The 15,728-nt window shown below is 32.9% G+C and carries 16 protein-coding genes; 10 read left to right on the plus strand and 6 right to left on the minus strand.

From position 1 onward, the window contains the following. Positions 1-71: 71 nt before the first annotated feature. Positions 72-1,358, minus strand: coding sequence for a fumarylacetoacetase (fahA, locus tag CAP47_RS00750; protein ID WP_100774967.1), 1,287 nt, complete (start codon positions 1,356-1,358; stop codon positions 72-74). A 113-nt stretch (positions 1,359-1,471) separates the two neighbouring features. On the opposite strand from fahA, the gene glyA reads away from it, so the two are divergent. Further along, complete coding sequence (gene glyA, locus CAP47_RS00755) at positions 1,472-2,743, plus strand: serine hydroxymethyltransferase (RefSeq protein WP_100774968.1); 1,272 nt, start codon at positions 1,472-1,474, stop codon at positions 2,741-2,743. Between the two features lie 7 nt (positions 2,744-2,750). Then, positions 2,751-3,155 (plus strand): DUF2059 domain-containing protein, encoded by a 405-nt coding sequence (locus CAP47_RS00760; RefSeq protein ID WP_100774969.1) that lies wholly within the window; start codon positions 2,751-2,753, stop codon positions 3,153-3,155. Positions 3,156-3,216: 61 nt separating this feature from the next. Here CAP47_RS00760 and CAP47_RS00765 read toward each other — a convergent pair whose 3' ends face one another. Further along, positions 3,217-3,948: a biotin--[acetyl-CoA-carboxylase] ligase gene (locus CAP47_RS00765; RefSeq protein WP_100774970.1), complete on the minus strand. Its 732-nt coding sequence runs from the start codon at positions 3,946-3,948 to the stop codon at positions 3,217-3,219. A gap of 96 nt (positions 3,949-4,044) precedes the next feature. Here CAP47_RS00765 and rsfS point away from each other — a divergent pair, with 96 nt between their 5' ends. The 6 genes from rsfS to CAP47_RS00795 all read left to right on the plus strand — a co-directional run bounded on the left by rsfS (position 4,045) and on the right by CAP47_RS00795 (position 8,986). Then, positions 4,045-4,407 carry a ribosome silencing factor gene (gene rsfS / locus CAP47_RS00770; RefSeq protein ID WP_100774971.1) on the plus strand — a complete coding sequence of 121 codons (363 nt, stop codon included), beginning with the start codon at positions 4,045-4,047 and terminating at the stop codon, positions 4,405-4,407. Between the two features lie 21 nt (positions 4,408-4,428). After that, on the plus strand, positions 4,429-6,510 hold the full coding sequence (gene ftsH / locus CAP47_RS00775) for an ATP-dependent zinc metalloprotease FtsH (RefSeq protein ID WP_100774972.1): 2,082 nt from the start codon (positions 4,429-4,431) through the stop codon (positions 6,508-6,510). A gap of 116 nt (positions 6,511-6,626) precedes the next feature. Beyond that, positions 6,627-7,226 (plus strand): LUD domain-containing protein, encoded by a 600-nt coding sequence (locus CAP47_RS00780; RefSeq protein ID WP_100774973.1) that lies wholly within the window; start codon positions 6,627-6,629, stop codon positions 7,224-7,226. A gap of 3 nt (positions 7,227-7,229) precedes the next feature. Then, the gene (locus CAP47_RS00785) at positions 7,230-8,033 is read left to right on the plus strand and encodes a phosphatidate cytidylyltransferase (protein ID WP_100774974.1); all 804 of its coding nucleotides are present in this window, start codon (positions 7,230-7,232) and stop codon (positions 8,031-8,033) included. Beyond that, the gene (locus CAP47_RS00790; protein WP_100774975.1) at positions 8,023-8,673 is read left to right on the plus strand and encodes a phosphatidylserine decarboxylase family protein; all 651 of its coding nucleotides are present in this window, start codon (positions 8,023-8,025) and stop codon (positions 8,671-8,673) included. The genes CAP47_RS00785 and CAP47_RS00790 overlap by 11 nt, the downstream gene beginning before the upstream one ends. A gap of 10 nt (positions 8,674-8,683) precedes the next feature. Further along, on the plus strand, positions 8,684-8,986 hold the full coding sequence (locus tag CAP47_RS00795) for an acyl-CoA-binding protein (protein ID WP_100774976.1): 303 nt from the start codon (positions 8,684-8,686) through the stop codon (positions 8,984-8,986). A 3-nt stretch (positions 8,987-8,989) separates the two neighbouring features. Here the strand turns inward: CAP47_RS00795 and CAP47_RS00800 are convergent, their stop codons facing one another. Continuing rightward, the gene (locus CAP47_RS00800; protein ID WP_100774977.1) at positions 8,990-11,620 is read right to left on the minus strand and encodes a valine--tRNA ligase; all 2,631 of its coding nucleotides are present in this window, start codon (positions 11,618-11,620) and stop codon (positions 8,990-8,992) included. A gap of 126 nt (positions 11,621-11,746) precedes the next feature. On the opposite strand from CAP47_RS00800, the gene CAP47_RS00805 reads away from it, so the two are divergent. Both CAP47_RS00805 and CAP47_RS00810 read left to right on the plus strand, forming a co-directional pair. After that, positions 11,747-12,127 (plus strand): DUF1573 domain-containing protein, encoded by a 381-nt coding sequence (locus CAP47_RS00805; RefSeq protein ID WP_192869872.1) that lies wholly within the window; start codon positions 11,747-11,749, stop codon positions 12,125-12,127. Between the two features lie 127 nt (positions 12,128-12,254). Then, complete coding sequence (locus tag CAP47_RS00810) at positions 12,255-12,803, plus strand: type 1 glutamine amidotransferase domain-containing protein (RefSeq protein ID WP_100774979.1); 549 nt, start codon at positions 12,255-12,257, stop codon at positions 12,801-12,803. Between the two features lie 62 nt (positions 12,804-12,865). Here CAP47_RS00810 and CAP47_RS00815 read toward each other — a convergent pair whose 3' ends face one another. From CAP47_RS00815 to CAP47_RS00825, 3 genes are read right to left on the minus strand one after another with little or no spacing between them, the layout of a single operon-like run. After that, the gene (locus tag CAP47_RS00815; protein ID WP_100774980.1) at positions 12,866-13,714 is read right to left on the minus strand and encodes a GIN domain-containing protein; all 849 of its coding nucleotides are present in this window, start codon (positions 13,712-13,714) and stop codon (positions 12,866-12,868) included. 25 nt (positions 13,715-13,739) lie between these two features. Then, positions 13,740-15,353 (minus strand): PspC domain-containing protein, encoded by a 1,614-nt coding sequence (locus tag CAP47_RS00820; RefSeq protein ID WP_192869873.1) that lies wholly within the window; start codon positions 15,351-15,353, stop codon positions 13,740-13,742. After that, positions 15,346-15,690 carry a PadR family transcriptional regulator gene (locus CAP47_RS00825; RefSeq protein WP_100774982.1) on the minus strand — a complete coding sequence of 115 codons (345 nt, stop codon included), beginning with the start codon at positions 15,688-15,690 and terminating at the stop codon, positions 15,346-15,348. The genes CAP47_RS00820 and CAP47_RS00825 overlap by 8 nt, the downstream gene beginning before the upstream one ends. Positions 15,691-15,728 lie beyond the last annotated feature (38 nt).

Genomic DNA, 15,728 nt, shown 5'->3' on the forward strand with positions numbered 1-15,728 from the left:
CGATTGGTTTTTATCAAAAAAAATCGCCCATATAAATATAAAGGCGATTTAGGAAAAAAAATGTTTTTTATTTAGTCTTTAAAAACTGGCAATATTTTAGAAGAAACTTCTCCAAAACCAATTCTGACTTCATGATTTTTACAATGTGCTCGCATGATGACGGTATCATTGTCTTCTATGAATTTACGTTCTTCACCATTATTTAATTTTAGAGGTTTTGTTCCTCCCCAACTTAATTCTAGCATCGATCCATAAGAATCTGGTGTTGGGCCTGAAATTGTTCCACTCGCCATCATGTCACCACTGTTAACAGGGCAACCATTGACTGTGTGGTGTGCCAATTGTTGACACATATTCCAATACATATATTTGAAATTGGAATTTGAAATAACCGTTTCCTCAGATTTTTCAGGTTTTAAAGCAACTTGAAGGTCGATGTCATAACTCTTTTTTCCTGTTGTACGTAAGTATGGTAAAAGTTCTTTTTCAGGTTTTGGGCCTTCTGTTTTAAAAGGTTCAAGCGCATCTAAGGTAACAATCCATGGTGAAATAGACGAGCCAAAACTTTTCCCTAGAAAAGGGCCTAAAGGCACATATTCCCATTTTTGAATATCTCTTGCACTCCAGTCATTAAAAATCACCATTCCGAAAATATATTCTTCAGCTTCCTCAATTTTGATAGGTTCGCCTAAGTGATTTGCAGCTGTTGTAATAAAAGCCATTTCTAACTCAAAATCTAAACGTCTTGATGGACCAAATATTGGTGTGTCAGCTCCTTTTGGAAGTTTTTGACCTTGTGGTCTATGCAACGGAATTCCGCTAGGAACGATAGAAGAGCTTCTGCCGTGATATCCAACCGGGATATGCATCCAGTTTGGAAGTAAAGCATTGTCAGGATCTCTAAACATTTTTCCGATGTTGGTTGCGTGCTCTTTACTTGAGTAAAAATCAGTGTAGTCACCAACTTCTACTGGCATTTGCATTTCAATTTCGTCAAGTGTAAAAAGAATTGTTTTTCTATCTTTTTCGTTATTTTTTAATTTGTCATTATTTTTATCAAAAATCTCAGCAATTCTATTTCTGACACTGCGCCATGTTTTTCTTCCGTCAGCAATGAAATCATTTAATGTGTCTTGTAAAAAGATATCGTCAGTTAAAGGAATACCTTCAAAATAGCCTAATTGATGTAATGCGCCTAAGTCGATGGCATAATCACCGATTCTTGTTCCTATTCCTATTGTAATAATATCGTCTCTGGTTAAAAAAACGCCAAATGGAATATTCTGAATTGGAAAATCAGTGTTTTCTGGTATATCTAACCAAGTTTCCCGATTTGGATTATTCGCTTCTAATGACATATTGATAGATTTTTAATGATTACTATTCAGTTAAGTTTTTTCAAATATATCCTTTTCTGTTAATTAAGAGAATGATTTTACTATTTTTGGAATAAATTAATGTTTATATAATTATGAAAGATAAAGAAATCTTCAATCTTATAGAGGATGAACGTCTACGTCAGCAAAATGGGCTTGAGCTCATTGCAAGTGAAAATTTTGTATCAGATGATGTTTTAGCTGCTGCAGGATCAGTGTTAACAAATAAATATGCTGAAGGCTACCCGAACAAACGTTATTATGGCGGTTGTGAGGTTGTTGATAAAGTTGAAAATTTAGCAATTGATCGCTTAAAAGAACTTTTTGGTGCAGCTTACGCGAATGTTCAGCCACATTCAGGTTCTCAGGCAAATACTGCTGTTTTTTCAGCATGTTTAAACCCTGGTGATAAAATTCTAGGCTTTGATTTGTCTCACGGTGGACATTTAACGCATGGCTCGCCAGTTAACTTCTCAGGAAAACTTTATAATCCTGTTTTTTATGGTGTTGATAAAGAAACTGGAAGAATCGATTATGATCACGTACGTGAAGTTGCTAAAAGAGAAAAACCAAAATTAATCATTGCAGGTGCTTCAGCGTATTCTAGAGAAATAGATTATAAAATTTTTAGATCTATCGCTGATGAAGTCGATGCGCTTTTAGTGGCGGATATGGCTCATCCAGCTGGTTTAATTGCTAAAGGTTTACTGCAAAGCCCTATTAAACATTGTCATATTGTGACTTCAACGACGCACAAAACCATTAGAGGTCCTAGAGGTGGCATCATATTGATGGGTGAAAATTTTGAGAATCCTTTTGGGCAAAAATTCAAAAGTGGTAAACTCAAGAAAATGTCAACAATTTTAGATAGTAGTGTTTTTCCTGGAAATCAAGGCGGACCTTTAGAACATATTATTGCAGCTAAAGCTGTGGCTTTTGGAGAAGCTTTAACTGATGATTTTTCAACTTACCAAAAGCAAGTTGTCAAAAATGCTAAGAAAATGGCTGAACTCTTTTTTGAAAAAGATTACGGCGTTATTTCTGGAGGAACAGACAATCACATGATGCTAATCGATCTGAGAAATAAAAATATCACAGGTAAAGATGCAGAAAATGCTTTAAACGAAGCAGGAATAACTGTCAACAAAAACATGGTGCCTTTTGATACAGAATCACCTTTTGTGACTTCAGGTATTCGTATTGGTACGCCAGCAATAACAACGCGTGGGTTGAAAGAAGAAGATATGTCGCCAATTGTTGATTTAATTGATGATGTGTTGATGAATTACTCTGATGAAAAACATTTAAAAGTTGTGAAAGAAAAAGTTCACACTATGATGACTAATAAACCATTATTCACTTTATAAATATCTTATGAAAAAAATCACTTTGATTTTATTTTTAATGGTCGCGAGCATTGCTTTTGCTCAAGATCAAAAAACTGAATACGAGAAAGATGCTATCGAACTTGTAAAATTGTCAAACAATTCTGTTGAAGTTGCATTAGAGCCAATTTATAGCACTTTGGAAGAGACAAAACGTGAAGAATTTAAAAAGGAAATTCAACCGGTTTTAGAGAATATGTATCAAAAATTTTCTAAAGTGTATATGGAAGAGTTTTCTCATAAAGACATCAAAGGAATCTTGAAATTTTATGACTCAGAACTTGGAAAGAAATTACTAGATGGTCAATCTGAAATCATGAAAAAATCTATGGCTATTGGTCAAGAATTTTCAATGGAAGTCATGCCAATTTACCAGAAGTACATACAAAATTAATTTAGCAACGTCAAGTTGATATTAAAGCTGTGTTGAAAGTCAAATTTTAGCACAGCTTTTTTTAATAAACCTGTTTGATTTCCTTTAAATCAAATGATTGAGAAGTATTATCATTAAATTTTACATTTAAAAAACCGTTATTTTTAATTGAAGTAATCATTCCTTTCTTTTGTTGACCATTTTTAAATTCAAAAATTTGTTCTTCTTGATAACCATAAAGGCTATTGTAGTATTCATATAAAGAGCCTTCAAAATCTTTCTGAATAAGTTTTTTATAAAGAACTTCAATTTCTGCATTTAAGCGCTGAAAAACTTCATCAATATCAAATTCTTTCTGGCAAATTAATGATAGGGAAGAGGCTTGAGGTAAATTGTCAAAGGATTTTTGATTAAGATTCAATCCGATACCTATAATGCTACTCGATATTTTTTGACCTATGAAAGTATTTTCGATAAGTATGCCAGCGATTTTCTTTTGACATGACAAGATGTCGTTTGGCCATTTTATTTTTATGTCAGGAACTTCTAAACTTTCTAAACATTTTTTAAGAGCTAAAGAGACGAGTATGCTCATCTTAAAATTGTCCTTTGGTTCTAAGTCGATATTTGGTAGTAAGTAGCTGGTGATGAGGTTCTTGTTGTCTTCAGCTTGCCAAGAAGTTCCCATTTGTCCTCGCCCTTGAGTTTGACATAAAGTCTGAACAGCCGTAATGCCTTTATCATTTGTAGATTTACTATGCGATTTCAAATACAAATTGGTTGATTCAGTGGCATTGATTTTGATTATTTTCATTGAAATAAATTAAGTTAAATAATCTTTTGTTAACAGGGATTATAAAACATTTAAAAAGGTTATTTTTGCTCACAAAATTAAAAAATATAGCAAGCATTGAATAATAATACAGATTTATTAATAACTAACATCATAGCTGGAATTGAAGATTTAAAAGGTCAAGATATCAGCATTATAGATTTAAGAGAGATTGAAAACACTGTTTGTGACTATTTCATCGTCTGTTCTGGAACTTCAAACACACAGGTTGACGCTATCACAAATTCTATTCAGAAAAAAGTAAGTCGAGCGCTTAAAGACAAGCCTTGGCATGTTGAAGGTCAGGAAAACTCTCAATGGGTTTTAATGGACTACGTTCATGTTGTCGTTCACATCTTTCAGCGTCAAACGAGAGAATATTACGATATCGAAAATCTTTGGGGAGATGCTAAAATCACCCAGATTGAAACAAATTATTAAAAAATATAGTTATTTCTTTATATGAAAAAACAAACTAAAAATACAAATGGCTCTCCAAAGGGAAACCCGAAAAAGCCAAAATTTAATTCATATTGGATTTACATAGGAATTATTCTAATTTTCTTAGGTGTTCAATTTTTTGGAGGTTCAAGTTTTTCAGAAGCAGCTAAAACAAGTCCAGCTGAATTTGAAGAGTTTTTAGCTAATGGAGATGTTGATAAAGTTGTTATCATCAAAAATTCTCGTATTGCAGAAGTTTATTTAACTGATGAAGCTAAAGCGAAGGCAGTTCATGAAAAGTCTGTAGGACAAAATGTTTTTCCTGGGCAAGAAGCACCAAACTACACATTTGAGTTTGGGGATTTACAAAATTTCGAAAATACAATTGAGACTGTAAAGAAAGAAAGTAACCAGAGTACAAAAGTTGTTTTTGATACAAGAACAAATTTCTGGAGTGATATTTTAATCGGATTGTTACCATTTATATTAATCATAGGAATTTGGATATTCATTATGAAGCGTATGAGTGGCGGCGGTGCTGGCGGTGGCGGTGGCCAACTGTTCAACATCGGAAAATCAAAGGCCAAACTTTTTGATGAGAAAAAAGACATCAAAACATCCTTTAAAGATGTCGCTGGTCTAGAAGGTGCAAAAGAAGAAGTTCAAGAAATTGTTGACTTTCTTAAAACGCCTGAGAAGTACACGAGTTTAGGAGGTAAAATACCTAAAGGGGCTTTACTTGTTGGTCCTCCAGGGACTGGTAAAACTTTGTTAGCTAAGGCAGTTGCTGGCGAAGCTAATGTTCCGTTTTTCTCCTTATCAGGATCAGATTTCGTTGAGATGTTTGTTGGTGTCGGAGCTTCTAGAGTGAGAGACCTTTTTAAACAAGCAAAAGACAAATCACCTTCTATTATTTTTATTGATGAAATTGATGCGATTGGTCGCTCAAGAGGTAAAAATAATATGTCAGGCTCTAATGATGAGCGAGAAAATACACTGAACCAACTTCTGACAGAAATGGATGGATTTGGCACTAATACAAACGTCATTGTTCTTGCCGCAACTAACAGAGCTGATGTTTTAGACAAGGCTTTAATGAGGGCAGGTCGATTTGATAGACAGATTTATGTTGACCTACCTGACCTAAACGAAAGAAAAGAAATTTTTGAAGTACACTTAAGACCACTCAAAAAAGTAGCTGATGAACTGGATACTGACTTTTTAGCAAAACAGACACCTGGTTTTTCAGGAGCTGATATTGCCAATGCTTGTAATGAAGCAGCTTTAGTTGCTGCAAGAAAAGGTCATAAAGCAGTTGGTCGTCAAGATTTCTTAGATGCTGTTGATAGAATTATCGGTGGTTTAGAGAAGAAAAATAAAATCATGACGCTTGATGAGAAAAAGGCGATTGCCTTTCATGAAGCTGGTCATGCGACTGTGAGTTGGATGCTTGAGCATGCAGCTCCATTAGTTAAAGTAACAATCGTTCCAAGAGGTCAATCTCTAGGAGCTGCTTGGTATTTGCCAGAAGAGCGACTTATTGTTCGTACAGAGCAAATGCTCGATGAGATGTGTGCCGCGATGGGTGGACGCGCAGCTGAAAAAGTTATTTTTGACAAAATTTCAACAGGAGCTTTAAGTGACCTAGAAAAAGTGACTAAACAAGCAAAAGCTATGGTTACTATTTACGGTTTAAACGAAAAAGTAGGTAACTTGACTTACTATGATTCTTCAGGACAGGAATATAGTTTTACAAAGCCTTATTCTGAGAAGACTTCTGAAATTATAGACAAAGAAATTTCGAATATAATTGAAACGCAATATCAAAGAGCAATTGATCTCCTTGAAGAAAACAAGGATAAACTCATTGAACTTGCAGAAAAATTATTAGATAAAGAAGTTATCTTTAAAGATGATTTAGAGTCTATTTTTGGTAAACGTCCATTTGAAAAGCCAGAGATGGCAACACGAAATTTGAGCGAGCCAAAAGAGGAAAAAGAAACTGATAAACCAAAAGTTGCTGAACCGAAAGATGTAGAGAAGGAAGTTCCTTCACCGACATCAAGTTCAGATAAAAGCTCTGAAGAGAGATCGAATTCATAATAAAAACTTAAAGTATCATTATTTGAGCTTTGATTAAAAAATCTTGACTGATATTAATTATCAAGTCAAGATTTTTTTTATATTTTCGTGAAGAAGCCCCATTACACGAGAACTCTATGAACTTTATCAAAAAAATTTTTGGTTTAGAAAGTAAAAAAGAATCTGAGGAAGAGGAGAGAGGTAAATTTATGCCTGAACCTAATCATCCTATAGATGAATTATTTGTGCATAATTTTAGAGATAATGGAGGCAAATTTATTTATTGCGAGAACGAAGATGAACTTCAGCAAGCTTTTAATGATATTTTGAAAGAAAATCATTGGGAAGAAAAGTTAGCATATTACTACTGTCCTGAAACAGCTAAAAAATTCGAAGCGCATAATATTCGTTTTACGAATCAGCCTAAAGGCGCTCAATTTTTTATCACCAATTGTGAATATTTGATAGGAAACACCGGGGCAATTTTGATCAGTTCAAAACAAATTGGTGATAAAAAACTAGAAGATATCCCGTATGATTTTATTGTTGTTGCTAAGACAAGTGAACTTTTAGAAACGATTGGTGAAGGTTTACAACAAATGAAATCTAAATATAAAAATAGCATTCCGAGTAATATTACTACTTTAAAAACTTTCGAAAATAAAAATCAATCTGATTTTTTAAGCTACGGAAGTACAACGAAAAACTTATATTTGCTGCTGCTAGAAGATTTGTAGTCAATGAATGAACTAATTAAGCGTTCCATTACAGGAATTTTATATGTCGCTGTTATTGTTTCCACAGCTTTTTTTAATCATTATGCCTTTATTGCATTTTTTGCTTTAGTTGGTTTAATTTGCTTAAAAGAGCTGCAAGAACTACTCGATTTTAAAAATTACCTATCTTATTTTGTTTTAATTATTCTCCTTGTCTTGTTCAACAGCGTTGAGTATAATCAAGCGATTATTATAACTTTAATGGCTATCACATTAATAGTCAAATTCTTTCTTTTAAGAGACCTTTATAAATCTAATACGATTAATCTTTTTACAAGTAAAAAACATTTGATTACCTTGTTTTATCTTGTGCCTTCTATAATTTTTATTACGCTGATACCTGTTTTTAACGGAGATTACAAACCTCAGATTTTAATAGGAATGTTTATCATGATATGGTGTAATGATTCTTTTGCTTACTTAATCGGTAAAAACTTCGGGAAAAATAAGCTGTTTGAAAGTATTTCACCAAAGAAAACCATTGAAGGTTTTATAGGTGGTCTAGTTTTCTCTGTTGTTTCAGCTTTTGTTTTAGAACACTATTTTGGGATTTTAAACCTTTACACATGGATTGTCATGTCTATTATCGTTTCAATTTTTGGAACACTTGGTGATCTTGTTCAATCAAAATTTAAACGTCGTGCAGATGTCAAAGATAGTGGTACGATTATGCCAGGTCACGGTGGAATTTTTGATCGAATGGATAGTATGCTTTTTTCGAGTACCTTTGTTTATTTATTTTTAATAATTGTAGATTATGTTTCATAAAGAAGGGCAAAAGATCCTTTTAGGTTCATTGATTGGTTTTATCCTTATCATTTTATTAACTAACAGTTTTGTTACAAATGAAATTGTACGTTATAGTATTTTCGGAGCTTGTTTAATTTTATTTATTCTAGTTGCACAATTTTTTAGAAATCCTAAAAGAGGTGGCAAGCATGATGAACATGCCATTGTCTCTCCTGTTGATGGTAAAGTTGTTGCAATTGAGGAAGTTTTTGAACCTGAGTTTTTCAACGATAAAAGATTGTTGATCTCTGTCTTTATGTCACCTATCAACGTTCATGTGACGCGATATCCTGTAAGTGGAGAAATTGTTTATAGCAAATACCATCCTGGCAAATATCTTGTCGCTTGGCATCCTAAATCTAGTGAACTTAATGAGAGAACAACTGTTGTGGTGAAAACTAGAAAATTTGAGGATATCATGTTCAGACAAATTGCAGGTGCTCTTGCGAGAAGAATTGTGAACTATGCTGAAAAAGGTCATGAAGCTAAGCAAGGACATGATAGTGGATTTATTAAATTTGGATCACGTGTTGATGTTTATCTACCTTTGCAAACCGATGTTAAAGTAAAAATAGGTGACAAGATGAAAGGAGCTGAGAGCCTTATTGCAGAATTATAAATCGTTTTTTATGTCTTTAGACTTAGATTCCTTAAACGATAAATCTCTTGAAGATTTATTTCAGAAAGCTTACAAAATGGTGAGTGAAACCACTTATGTTTTTAAGCAAGACACATTGTTATTGTTTTACTCTTATTATAAGCAAGCAACACTTGAAAATCATACGATTCGTATTACAAATGTACCAGTTAGTGGAGATGAATTAGTCAATGCTTTTAAGGCAAACGCCTTATTTCAAGTCAGACATTTAAATAGAAAAGAAGCCAAAAAGCATTACATCCTTTTGGCTTCTGAATTTCTAGATTTGGTTTAAAGTTTATAAACTTTCCAAACTTTTATTAATTGTCAAGATTTTAGCCTCTGCGTCAGCTTTCTTTTGTTTCTCTATATTGATAACTTTCTCTGGTGCATTTTCAACAAACCTTGTGTTAGAAAGTTTTTTATCAACTGATTTTAAGAAACCTTGTAAGTAATTCAGTTCTTCATTCAGTTTCTTTTTTTCAGCTTCAACATCAATTGAGCCCGCAACAGGAATGAAGTATTCATTGGCTTTAACTCTAAAGCTTAAACATCCATCAACTTGACTTTGAACATAGTCTAAATCATTGATATTTCCCATTTTTTTAATGAGAACATCATAGGCTTTACTAGCGTTTTCGTTATTATGAACATGTAAATCAATTGGATTCTTAAAAGCGATGTTTTTTTGCTTTCGGATATTTCTGATACCAGAAATAACATCTTGAACGAAAGAAAACTCTTTAATCACTTTATGATCAATTTGTTTTGATTTAGGCCATTGAGAAACAATCAAGGCCTCGCTTCCTGTTCTGTCATCGATTTGATGCCACAACTCTTCAGTGATAAAAGGCATAAAAGGATGTAGAATTCTCAAATTATCTTCAAATAATTTAATGGCTTGATCTCTTGTTTGTTGATCGACGGGTTTGCCATACTCAGGTTTAATCATTTCTAAAAACCAAGAACAGAAGTCATCCCAAACAAGTTTGTAACTTGTCATTAATGCATCAGAAATTCTGTATTTTTCAAAATGATCTTCAATATGGTTTAAAGCTTCCTGAAATTTATTTGAGTACCACTGAACAGCAATTGAAGAGGAGAGAGGTTGATCAATTTCTTTATCAACTTCCCAAGAATTAATCAATTTATAGGCGTTCCAGATTTTATTGCTAAAGCCTTTTCCTTGCTGGCAAAGTGATTCATCGAACAGAAGATCGTTTCCAGCGGCGTTACTCAATAATAGTCCAACACGGACACCATCGGCACTGTATTGATCAATAAGATTAAGTGCATCTGGAGAGTTACCAAGAGATTTAGACATTTTCTGTCTGTTTTTATCTCTCACTAAACCAGTCAAATAAATATTATCAAAAGGTTTTTGACCAGTATATTCATAACCAGCCATCACCATTCTAGCAACCCAGAAAAATAAAATATCTGGACCAGTGACTAAGTCCTTGGTTGGATAGTAATAGTTAAATTCTTTATTATCAGGTTTTCTGATGCCATCAAAAACACTCATTGGCCATAACCAAGATGAAAACCAAGTGTCAAGAACATCTTCGTCTTGACGAAGGTCTTCTACTTTTAAATTAGTGTTACCGCTTTCTATTTTAGCTTTTTCAAGTGCTTCTTCTTTTGTTTTTGCAACAACAAATTTGTCTTTCCCTTCTCCGTAATAGAAAGCAGGAATACGATGTCCCCACCACAATTGTCTTGAGATATTCCAATCTCTTACATTTTCAAGCCAGTGTTTATAAGTGTTTTCAAATTTAGAAGGATAGAGTTTAATTTCTTTAGTTTCTAAAACCGATTTTAAAGCTGGTTGAGCAAGCTCTTTCATTTTTAAGAACCATTGATCCGATAATCTTGGTTCAATCACTGCTTTAGTTCTTTCAGATAAACCAACTTTATTAGTGTAATTTTCAGTTTTCTCAAGGAAATTGTTTTCTTTAAGGGCTTTCACAAATTGTTTGCGAGCTTCAAAACGGTCAAGTCCTTTGTAGTCTAATCCGTGATGATTTAGCGTTGCATCTTCATTGAAAATATCAATAATTTCTAAGTTATGTTTGTCGCCTAATACTTTATCGTTTTCATCATGAGCAGGTGTGATTTTTAAACAACCCGTCCCAAATTCCATGTCGACATAAGTATCTTCAATAATTGGAATTGTTCTGTTGACGATTGGCACAATCACTTCTTTGCCTTTTAAATGACTGAAACGCTCATCTTCTGGGTTGATACAAATTGCTGTATCTCCAAAAATTGTTTCAGGACGCGTTGTTGCAATCGTTATTTTTTCATCAGAATCTTTTACTTGATAGTTAACATAATAAAGTAAACCTTGCTTTTCTTCATAAACAACTTCCTCATCAGAAAGTGTTGTTTTGGCTTCAGGATCCCAATTAACCATTCTGAAACCTCTGTAGATTAAACCTTTCTCGTGTAAATCGATGAAAGTGTCAATGACAGACTCATACATGTCATCGTCTAAAGTGAATTTTGTACGATCCCAATCACATGAAGCGCCAAGCTTTTGTAATTGATTTAAAATTCGGCCTCCATATTCTTCTGTCCAATCCCAAGCATGTTTAAGAAACTCTTCTCTGGTTAAATCATTTTTAGATTTCCCTTCAGATTTTAATTTCGCTACCACTTTTGCTTCAGTGGCAATTGAAGCGTGGTCTGTCCCCGGCACCCAACAAGCATTATACCCTTTTAAACGCGCTCGACGAATCAAAACATCTTGTATTGTATTATTCATCATGTGACCCATGTGCAGAATTCCTGTAACATTAGGCGGAGGAATAACAATAGTGTAAGATTCGCGCTCATCTGGTTCTGAATGGAAATAACCTTGGCTCAGCCAATATTTATACCATTTTTCTTCTGTTTCTTTGGGATTATATGTCAAACTCATGGAAATTTTATATTCAATTTTATGAAAGCCAAAAATAGAGAATACCTGATTAATCTTAAAGCCTTTTAGCAGTAAGATTATTTGATTTTTGTTTAGAACGGAATTTTTGTATTTTTATATAAATTTCCAATGATGAAAAAACAATTACTCTACGCATTTATTTTATTGGGTTCTTCGGCATTTATACAAGCACAAGATCTTGGTGAGTTAAGTTTTGAAACCAAAAGCATCTCATTAGGAGAAATTCCATTTAATAAAGATACTTTGGCAACTTACCGTTTTGAAAATACAGGGAATCGCGAAGTTGAAATTAAACATATCACAATTACAGGTGATTGCAAAATTGTATATAAGCCTACAAAAGCAATTCAACCTGGCGAAAAGTCAAAGATTGTTGTCAAATATGACACATCAATTGCTGGACCTATTCGAAAGACAATCAGTATTCACTCTGACGCGTCTCAGCCTAATGTCGCTTTAAAACTAACCGGTAAAGTTCTTCCAGAGAATTGATTAAGAATATCTCAAATTAAGATTTATTAACTTAAGTAACTGACTCTTTATCATTTAATTAAAATAAAATCACTGATATCTTTTTATATTAGGGGTAAATCAAATTTTAATTTTAAAAACTTATATAATGGAAAAGAGAATAGCAATTTTAGCGACAGATGGATTTGAAGAAAGTGAATTGAGTTCACCTAAAAAAGCGATGGAAGATGAAGGTTTTAAAGTTGATATCGTTAGTATAAAATCTGGTGAAATTAAAAGTTGGAGTGACGGAAATTGGTCTACCTCTTACAAAGTTGATAAAACAATTGATAATGTTAATGCAAAACAATATAATGCACTAATGTTACCTGGTGGTGTTATCAATCCTGATATCTTAAGAATTAATGAAGATGTTTTAATGTTTATCAGAGATTTCTTTAAACAAAGCAAGCCAGTTGCAGCTATTTGTCATGGACCATGGACACTCATCAATGCAGATGTGGTTAAAGGAAGAACGATGACATCTTATGCTTCAATTAGAAAGGATTTAGAAAATGCTGGTGCGTTATGGGTAGATAAAGAGGTTGTTGTTGATGAAGCACTTGTAACAAGCCGAACACCTAAAGATTTAAAAGCCTTTAACGCAAAATTAATTGAAGAAATTAAAGAAGGTAAGCATGATTTACAACATGCTTAAAACAATTTATAAATAAATTTTAAAGCCGATTTAATTTTTTAAATCGGCTTTTTTATGCTTTATTATTGAGATTTTACGCTACCTCCAGAGGACTTTGAAATCTTGATTTGATCAGGTGTGTTCAAATATTTAATAGAGCTTCCACTACTGGCTTTAGCGTCTAAACTCTTTAAAGGAAAAAGTTTTTGACTCGATCCAGATGAAGCTGAGGCAATTATCTTCTTAACATTCAAGTCAGCTGCATTAATTTCTGATCCGCTTGAAGTTGATGATTTTAATGTAGTTGCTGAACCATTTAATTTTATACTTGAACCGCTTGAAGCTTCAGCTGTAATTGATTTTCCATTTATTTTAGCTGTTACTCTTGAACCGCTAGAAGCATCAATTTCCAATTTGTTACTTTGTATTTGTAAGTCAGCAGTAGAACTAGATGAAGTCTCTATACTCAAAGATTTTGTTCTGACTTTAAGTTTGAGTTTTGAAGCGCTAGAAAGATCGATGTCTAATTGATCTAGACTCACTTCATCATCAGCACTTAAATTTGCAGTTGCACTTAAGTCAATGGACTCAAGATGCTGTGTATAGTAAATCTCAATTGTTTTTTGATCAACTTTTCCTATTTGTTCTTGAAAGCTAATCTTAAACATATTTTTATCAGTTGTGATTTCGCTTAAATCAATAATATTCTGATGAGTTTTGATAACAATTTTACTTGTAGAGCTTTTAATCAATTTGACTTCCCAAGAATTGCTGATATCAATTTCTTCGAGCTGATTAATCGCTATTTCCTTTGAAATAACAGGACCTGCGCCATCTATTTTTTCGTTACCTGTTATTTTTGAAACAGTTTGACAGCTAAAAAAACTGAAGGCAAGAACTGCGTATAAAACATACTTTAAAATTTGAATCATGATTAAGATATTTTAGGTTATGGGTTTAATTGATTGAATCTAAAACTTTTTTATTTTGAGATTTTTCAGACTCTTTTTTTGGTTCAATAGCTTCATCAGAACAAGATAAACATTCTAAAGTTGACTTCTCTAATTTCAATAATTCATTTTTGTGATTAATTTCAAGATTATTAACAGAGTAATGCTTGCTTAAAAATTCTGTTGTGTTTTCATTCACCTTAAGATAAATTCCTTCCGGTAAAATAAGACTGATTTTTAATTTAATGCGCGCTTCTTCATACTTTGATGCAATTGTGTAAAAGTTAGATAAATCAATGTTCTCATCTAATGTTTGAAATTGATATTTCAATTGATCGTTAATTTCTTTTGCAGTTTTTCTATCATTAGCTTTAACGTTTGTTTCTAATCGAATTGATACTTGATCTTGTTGACTACTTTTAAAGTCTAACAAAATCATTGATCCAGTTGCAATCTCTTGATCATTTGCATCGTAAGTCAACTTAAGATGACGGGATCTGATTGAATTTTCATTATATCTAAAATTTTCAATCATTTTAATTGAGATCGTATCTTGAGCCGTCATATTTGTTTTTTCAATTTTGACAAACTCATAATTTTCAGGTTGATGAAACGACTTTCTGATGCTCAAAAAGATAATCGTAATCAAAGAGGCAAACCATAAAGTTAAAATGATAATGTGAAAAGCTTTTCCTAAACTTTTTAAATTTTTGATCATCAATTTTAAACCTAAAATCAATAAGTAAAACATTGGAATTACACTTAAAATAAAAATAACACTTGCAAAAAAACAATGTGGTACGCCCATTTCAGTATGAGGGAAATCAAAAACATTAAAATCCTCAAATAAACTAACGGAAGTGTAGCTCAATAAAGCAACAACCAACCCAAATAAAGTTAATCCTCCGATTAAAGTAAAGATGAATCCTAAAATTTTAAGAGTGACATCAAGCACTTGAGATGTGAAATTTAGAAAACCTTGTCCAGCTTTTTGAGCACCTTTTTGTGTTTGCTCTTTATATTTTTCATAATCAATATCTCCAAATTTTTGCGTAAACTTTTCATAGTTTTCCTTCACCTTTTTTTCGATGTTTGAAATATTAATTTCTTCACCTTTCATCGCAAGCTTTTCTGCAGTTGTTACAGCAGGAGGAATCAAAATCCAAAGAATGATATAAACCAAAACAGTTGTACCTAAAGTTGAAATGGCTAGAATGATGAATAAAATACGTGACCAGATTGGGCTGATACTAAAGTAATGTGCCAAACCAGCGCAAACACCAGCGATAGTAGAGTTGTCAATATCTCTGTATAAGCTTCGGGTTGATTTTCTTTTAGAATAAGGTTCATAGTCATCTTCGACTTGGTAATCTTCAGGATTTCCCATAATCTTGATCATCTCATCAACATGATGCATGCTGATCACTTGAGTTGCATCTACTCTAAAGTCGTTAAAAATTTCGGCAATTCGAGATTCAATGTCATTGATGATTTCATCACGACTTTCTTCGTTGGCGAGATATGATTCGATTTCTTTTAAGTAGCGACTCAATTTTTGAAAAGCGAATTCGTCCACGTAAAAGTAAATATTGCCTAAACTGATATTGATTGTTTTATTCATCATTCGAGGTTTTTGAATGGGTAATTTTAGTAACTGCAAATTTTAGATCTTCCCATGTTTGGCCTAATTCGTTTAAGAAAGAAAGACCTTGAGGAGTGATTTGATAATATTTTCTTGGAGGTCCACCAGTGGATTCTTCCCAACGGTAGGTGAGTAATTCTGCATTTTTTAATCGAGTTAAAAGAGGATAAATAGTTCCTTCAACAACAATTAAGCGTGCATCTTTTAGGTTTTTTAATATTTCTGCAACGTATGCGTCATTTTTTGAGAGCACTGATAAAATGCAATACTCCAAAATTCCTTTTCGCATCTGTGCTTTTGTGTTTTCTATTTTCATCTGACAGAACTTTCGTTATGATTGGCAAATATAAAACC

It is taken from the genome of Psychroflexus sp. S27, assembly GCF_002810405.1.
Classification (GTDB): domain Bacteria; phylum Bacteroidota; class Bacteroidia; order Flavobacteriales; family Flavobacteriaceae; genus Psychroflexus; species Psychroflexus halocasei_A.

Coding starts and splice junctions, on each gene's coding strand:
- CAP47_RS00790 (WP_100774975.1), top strand. CDS start 8,023: ATGTTTCATAAAGAAGGGCAAAAGATCCTTTTAGGTTCATTGATTGGT.
- CAP47_RS00785 (WP_100774974.1), top strand. CDS start 7,230: ATGAATGAACTAATTAAGCGTTCCATTACAGGAATTTTATATGTCGCT.
- fahA (WP_100774967.1), bottom strand. CDS start 1,358: ATGTCATTAGAAGCGAATAATCCAAATCGGGAAACTTGGTTAGATATA.
- CAP47_RS00810 (WP_100774979.1), top strand. CDS start 12,255: ATGGAAAAGAGAATAGCAATTTTAGCGACAGATGGATTTGAAGAAAGT.
- glyA (WP_100774968.1), top strand. CDS start 1,472: ATGAAAGATAAAGAAATCTTCAATCTTATAGAGGATGAACGTCTACGT.
- CAP47_RS00805 (WP_192869872.1), top strand. CDS start 11,747: ATGAAAAAACAATTACTCTACGCATTTATTTTATTGGGTTCTTCGGCA.
- CAP47_RS00765 (WP_100774970.1), bottom strand. CDS start 3,948: ATGAAAATAATCAAAATCAATGCCACTGAATCAACCAATTTGTATTTG.
- CAP47_RS00815 (WP_100774980.1), bottom strand. CDS start 13,714: ATGATTCAAATTTTAAAGTATGTTTTATACGCAGTTCTTGCCTTCAGT.
- CAP47_RS00795 (WP_100774976.1), top strand. CDS start 8,684: ATGTCTTTAGACTTAGATTCCTTAAACGATAAATCTCTTGAAGATTTA.
- CAP47_RS00825 (WP_100774982.1), bottom strand. CDS start 15,690: ATGAAAATAGAAAACACAAAAGCACAGATGCGAAAAGGAATTTTGGAG.
- ftsH (WP_100774972.1), top strand. CDS start 4,429: ATGAAAAAACAAACTAAAAATACAAATGGCTCTCCAAAGGGAAACCCG.
- CAP47_RS00820 (WP_192869873.1), bottom strand. CDS start 15,353: ATGAATAAAACAATCAATATCAGTTTAGGCAATATTTACTTTTACGTG.
- CAP47_RS00760 (WP_100774969.1), top strand. CDS start 2,751: ATGAAAAAAATCACTTTGATTTTATTTTTAATGGTCGCGAGCATTGCT.
- CAP47_RS00780 (WP_100774973.1), top strand. CDS start 6,627: ATGAACTTTATCAAAAAAATTTTTGGTTTAGAAAGTAAAAAAGAATCT.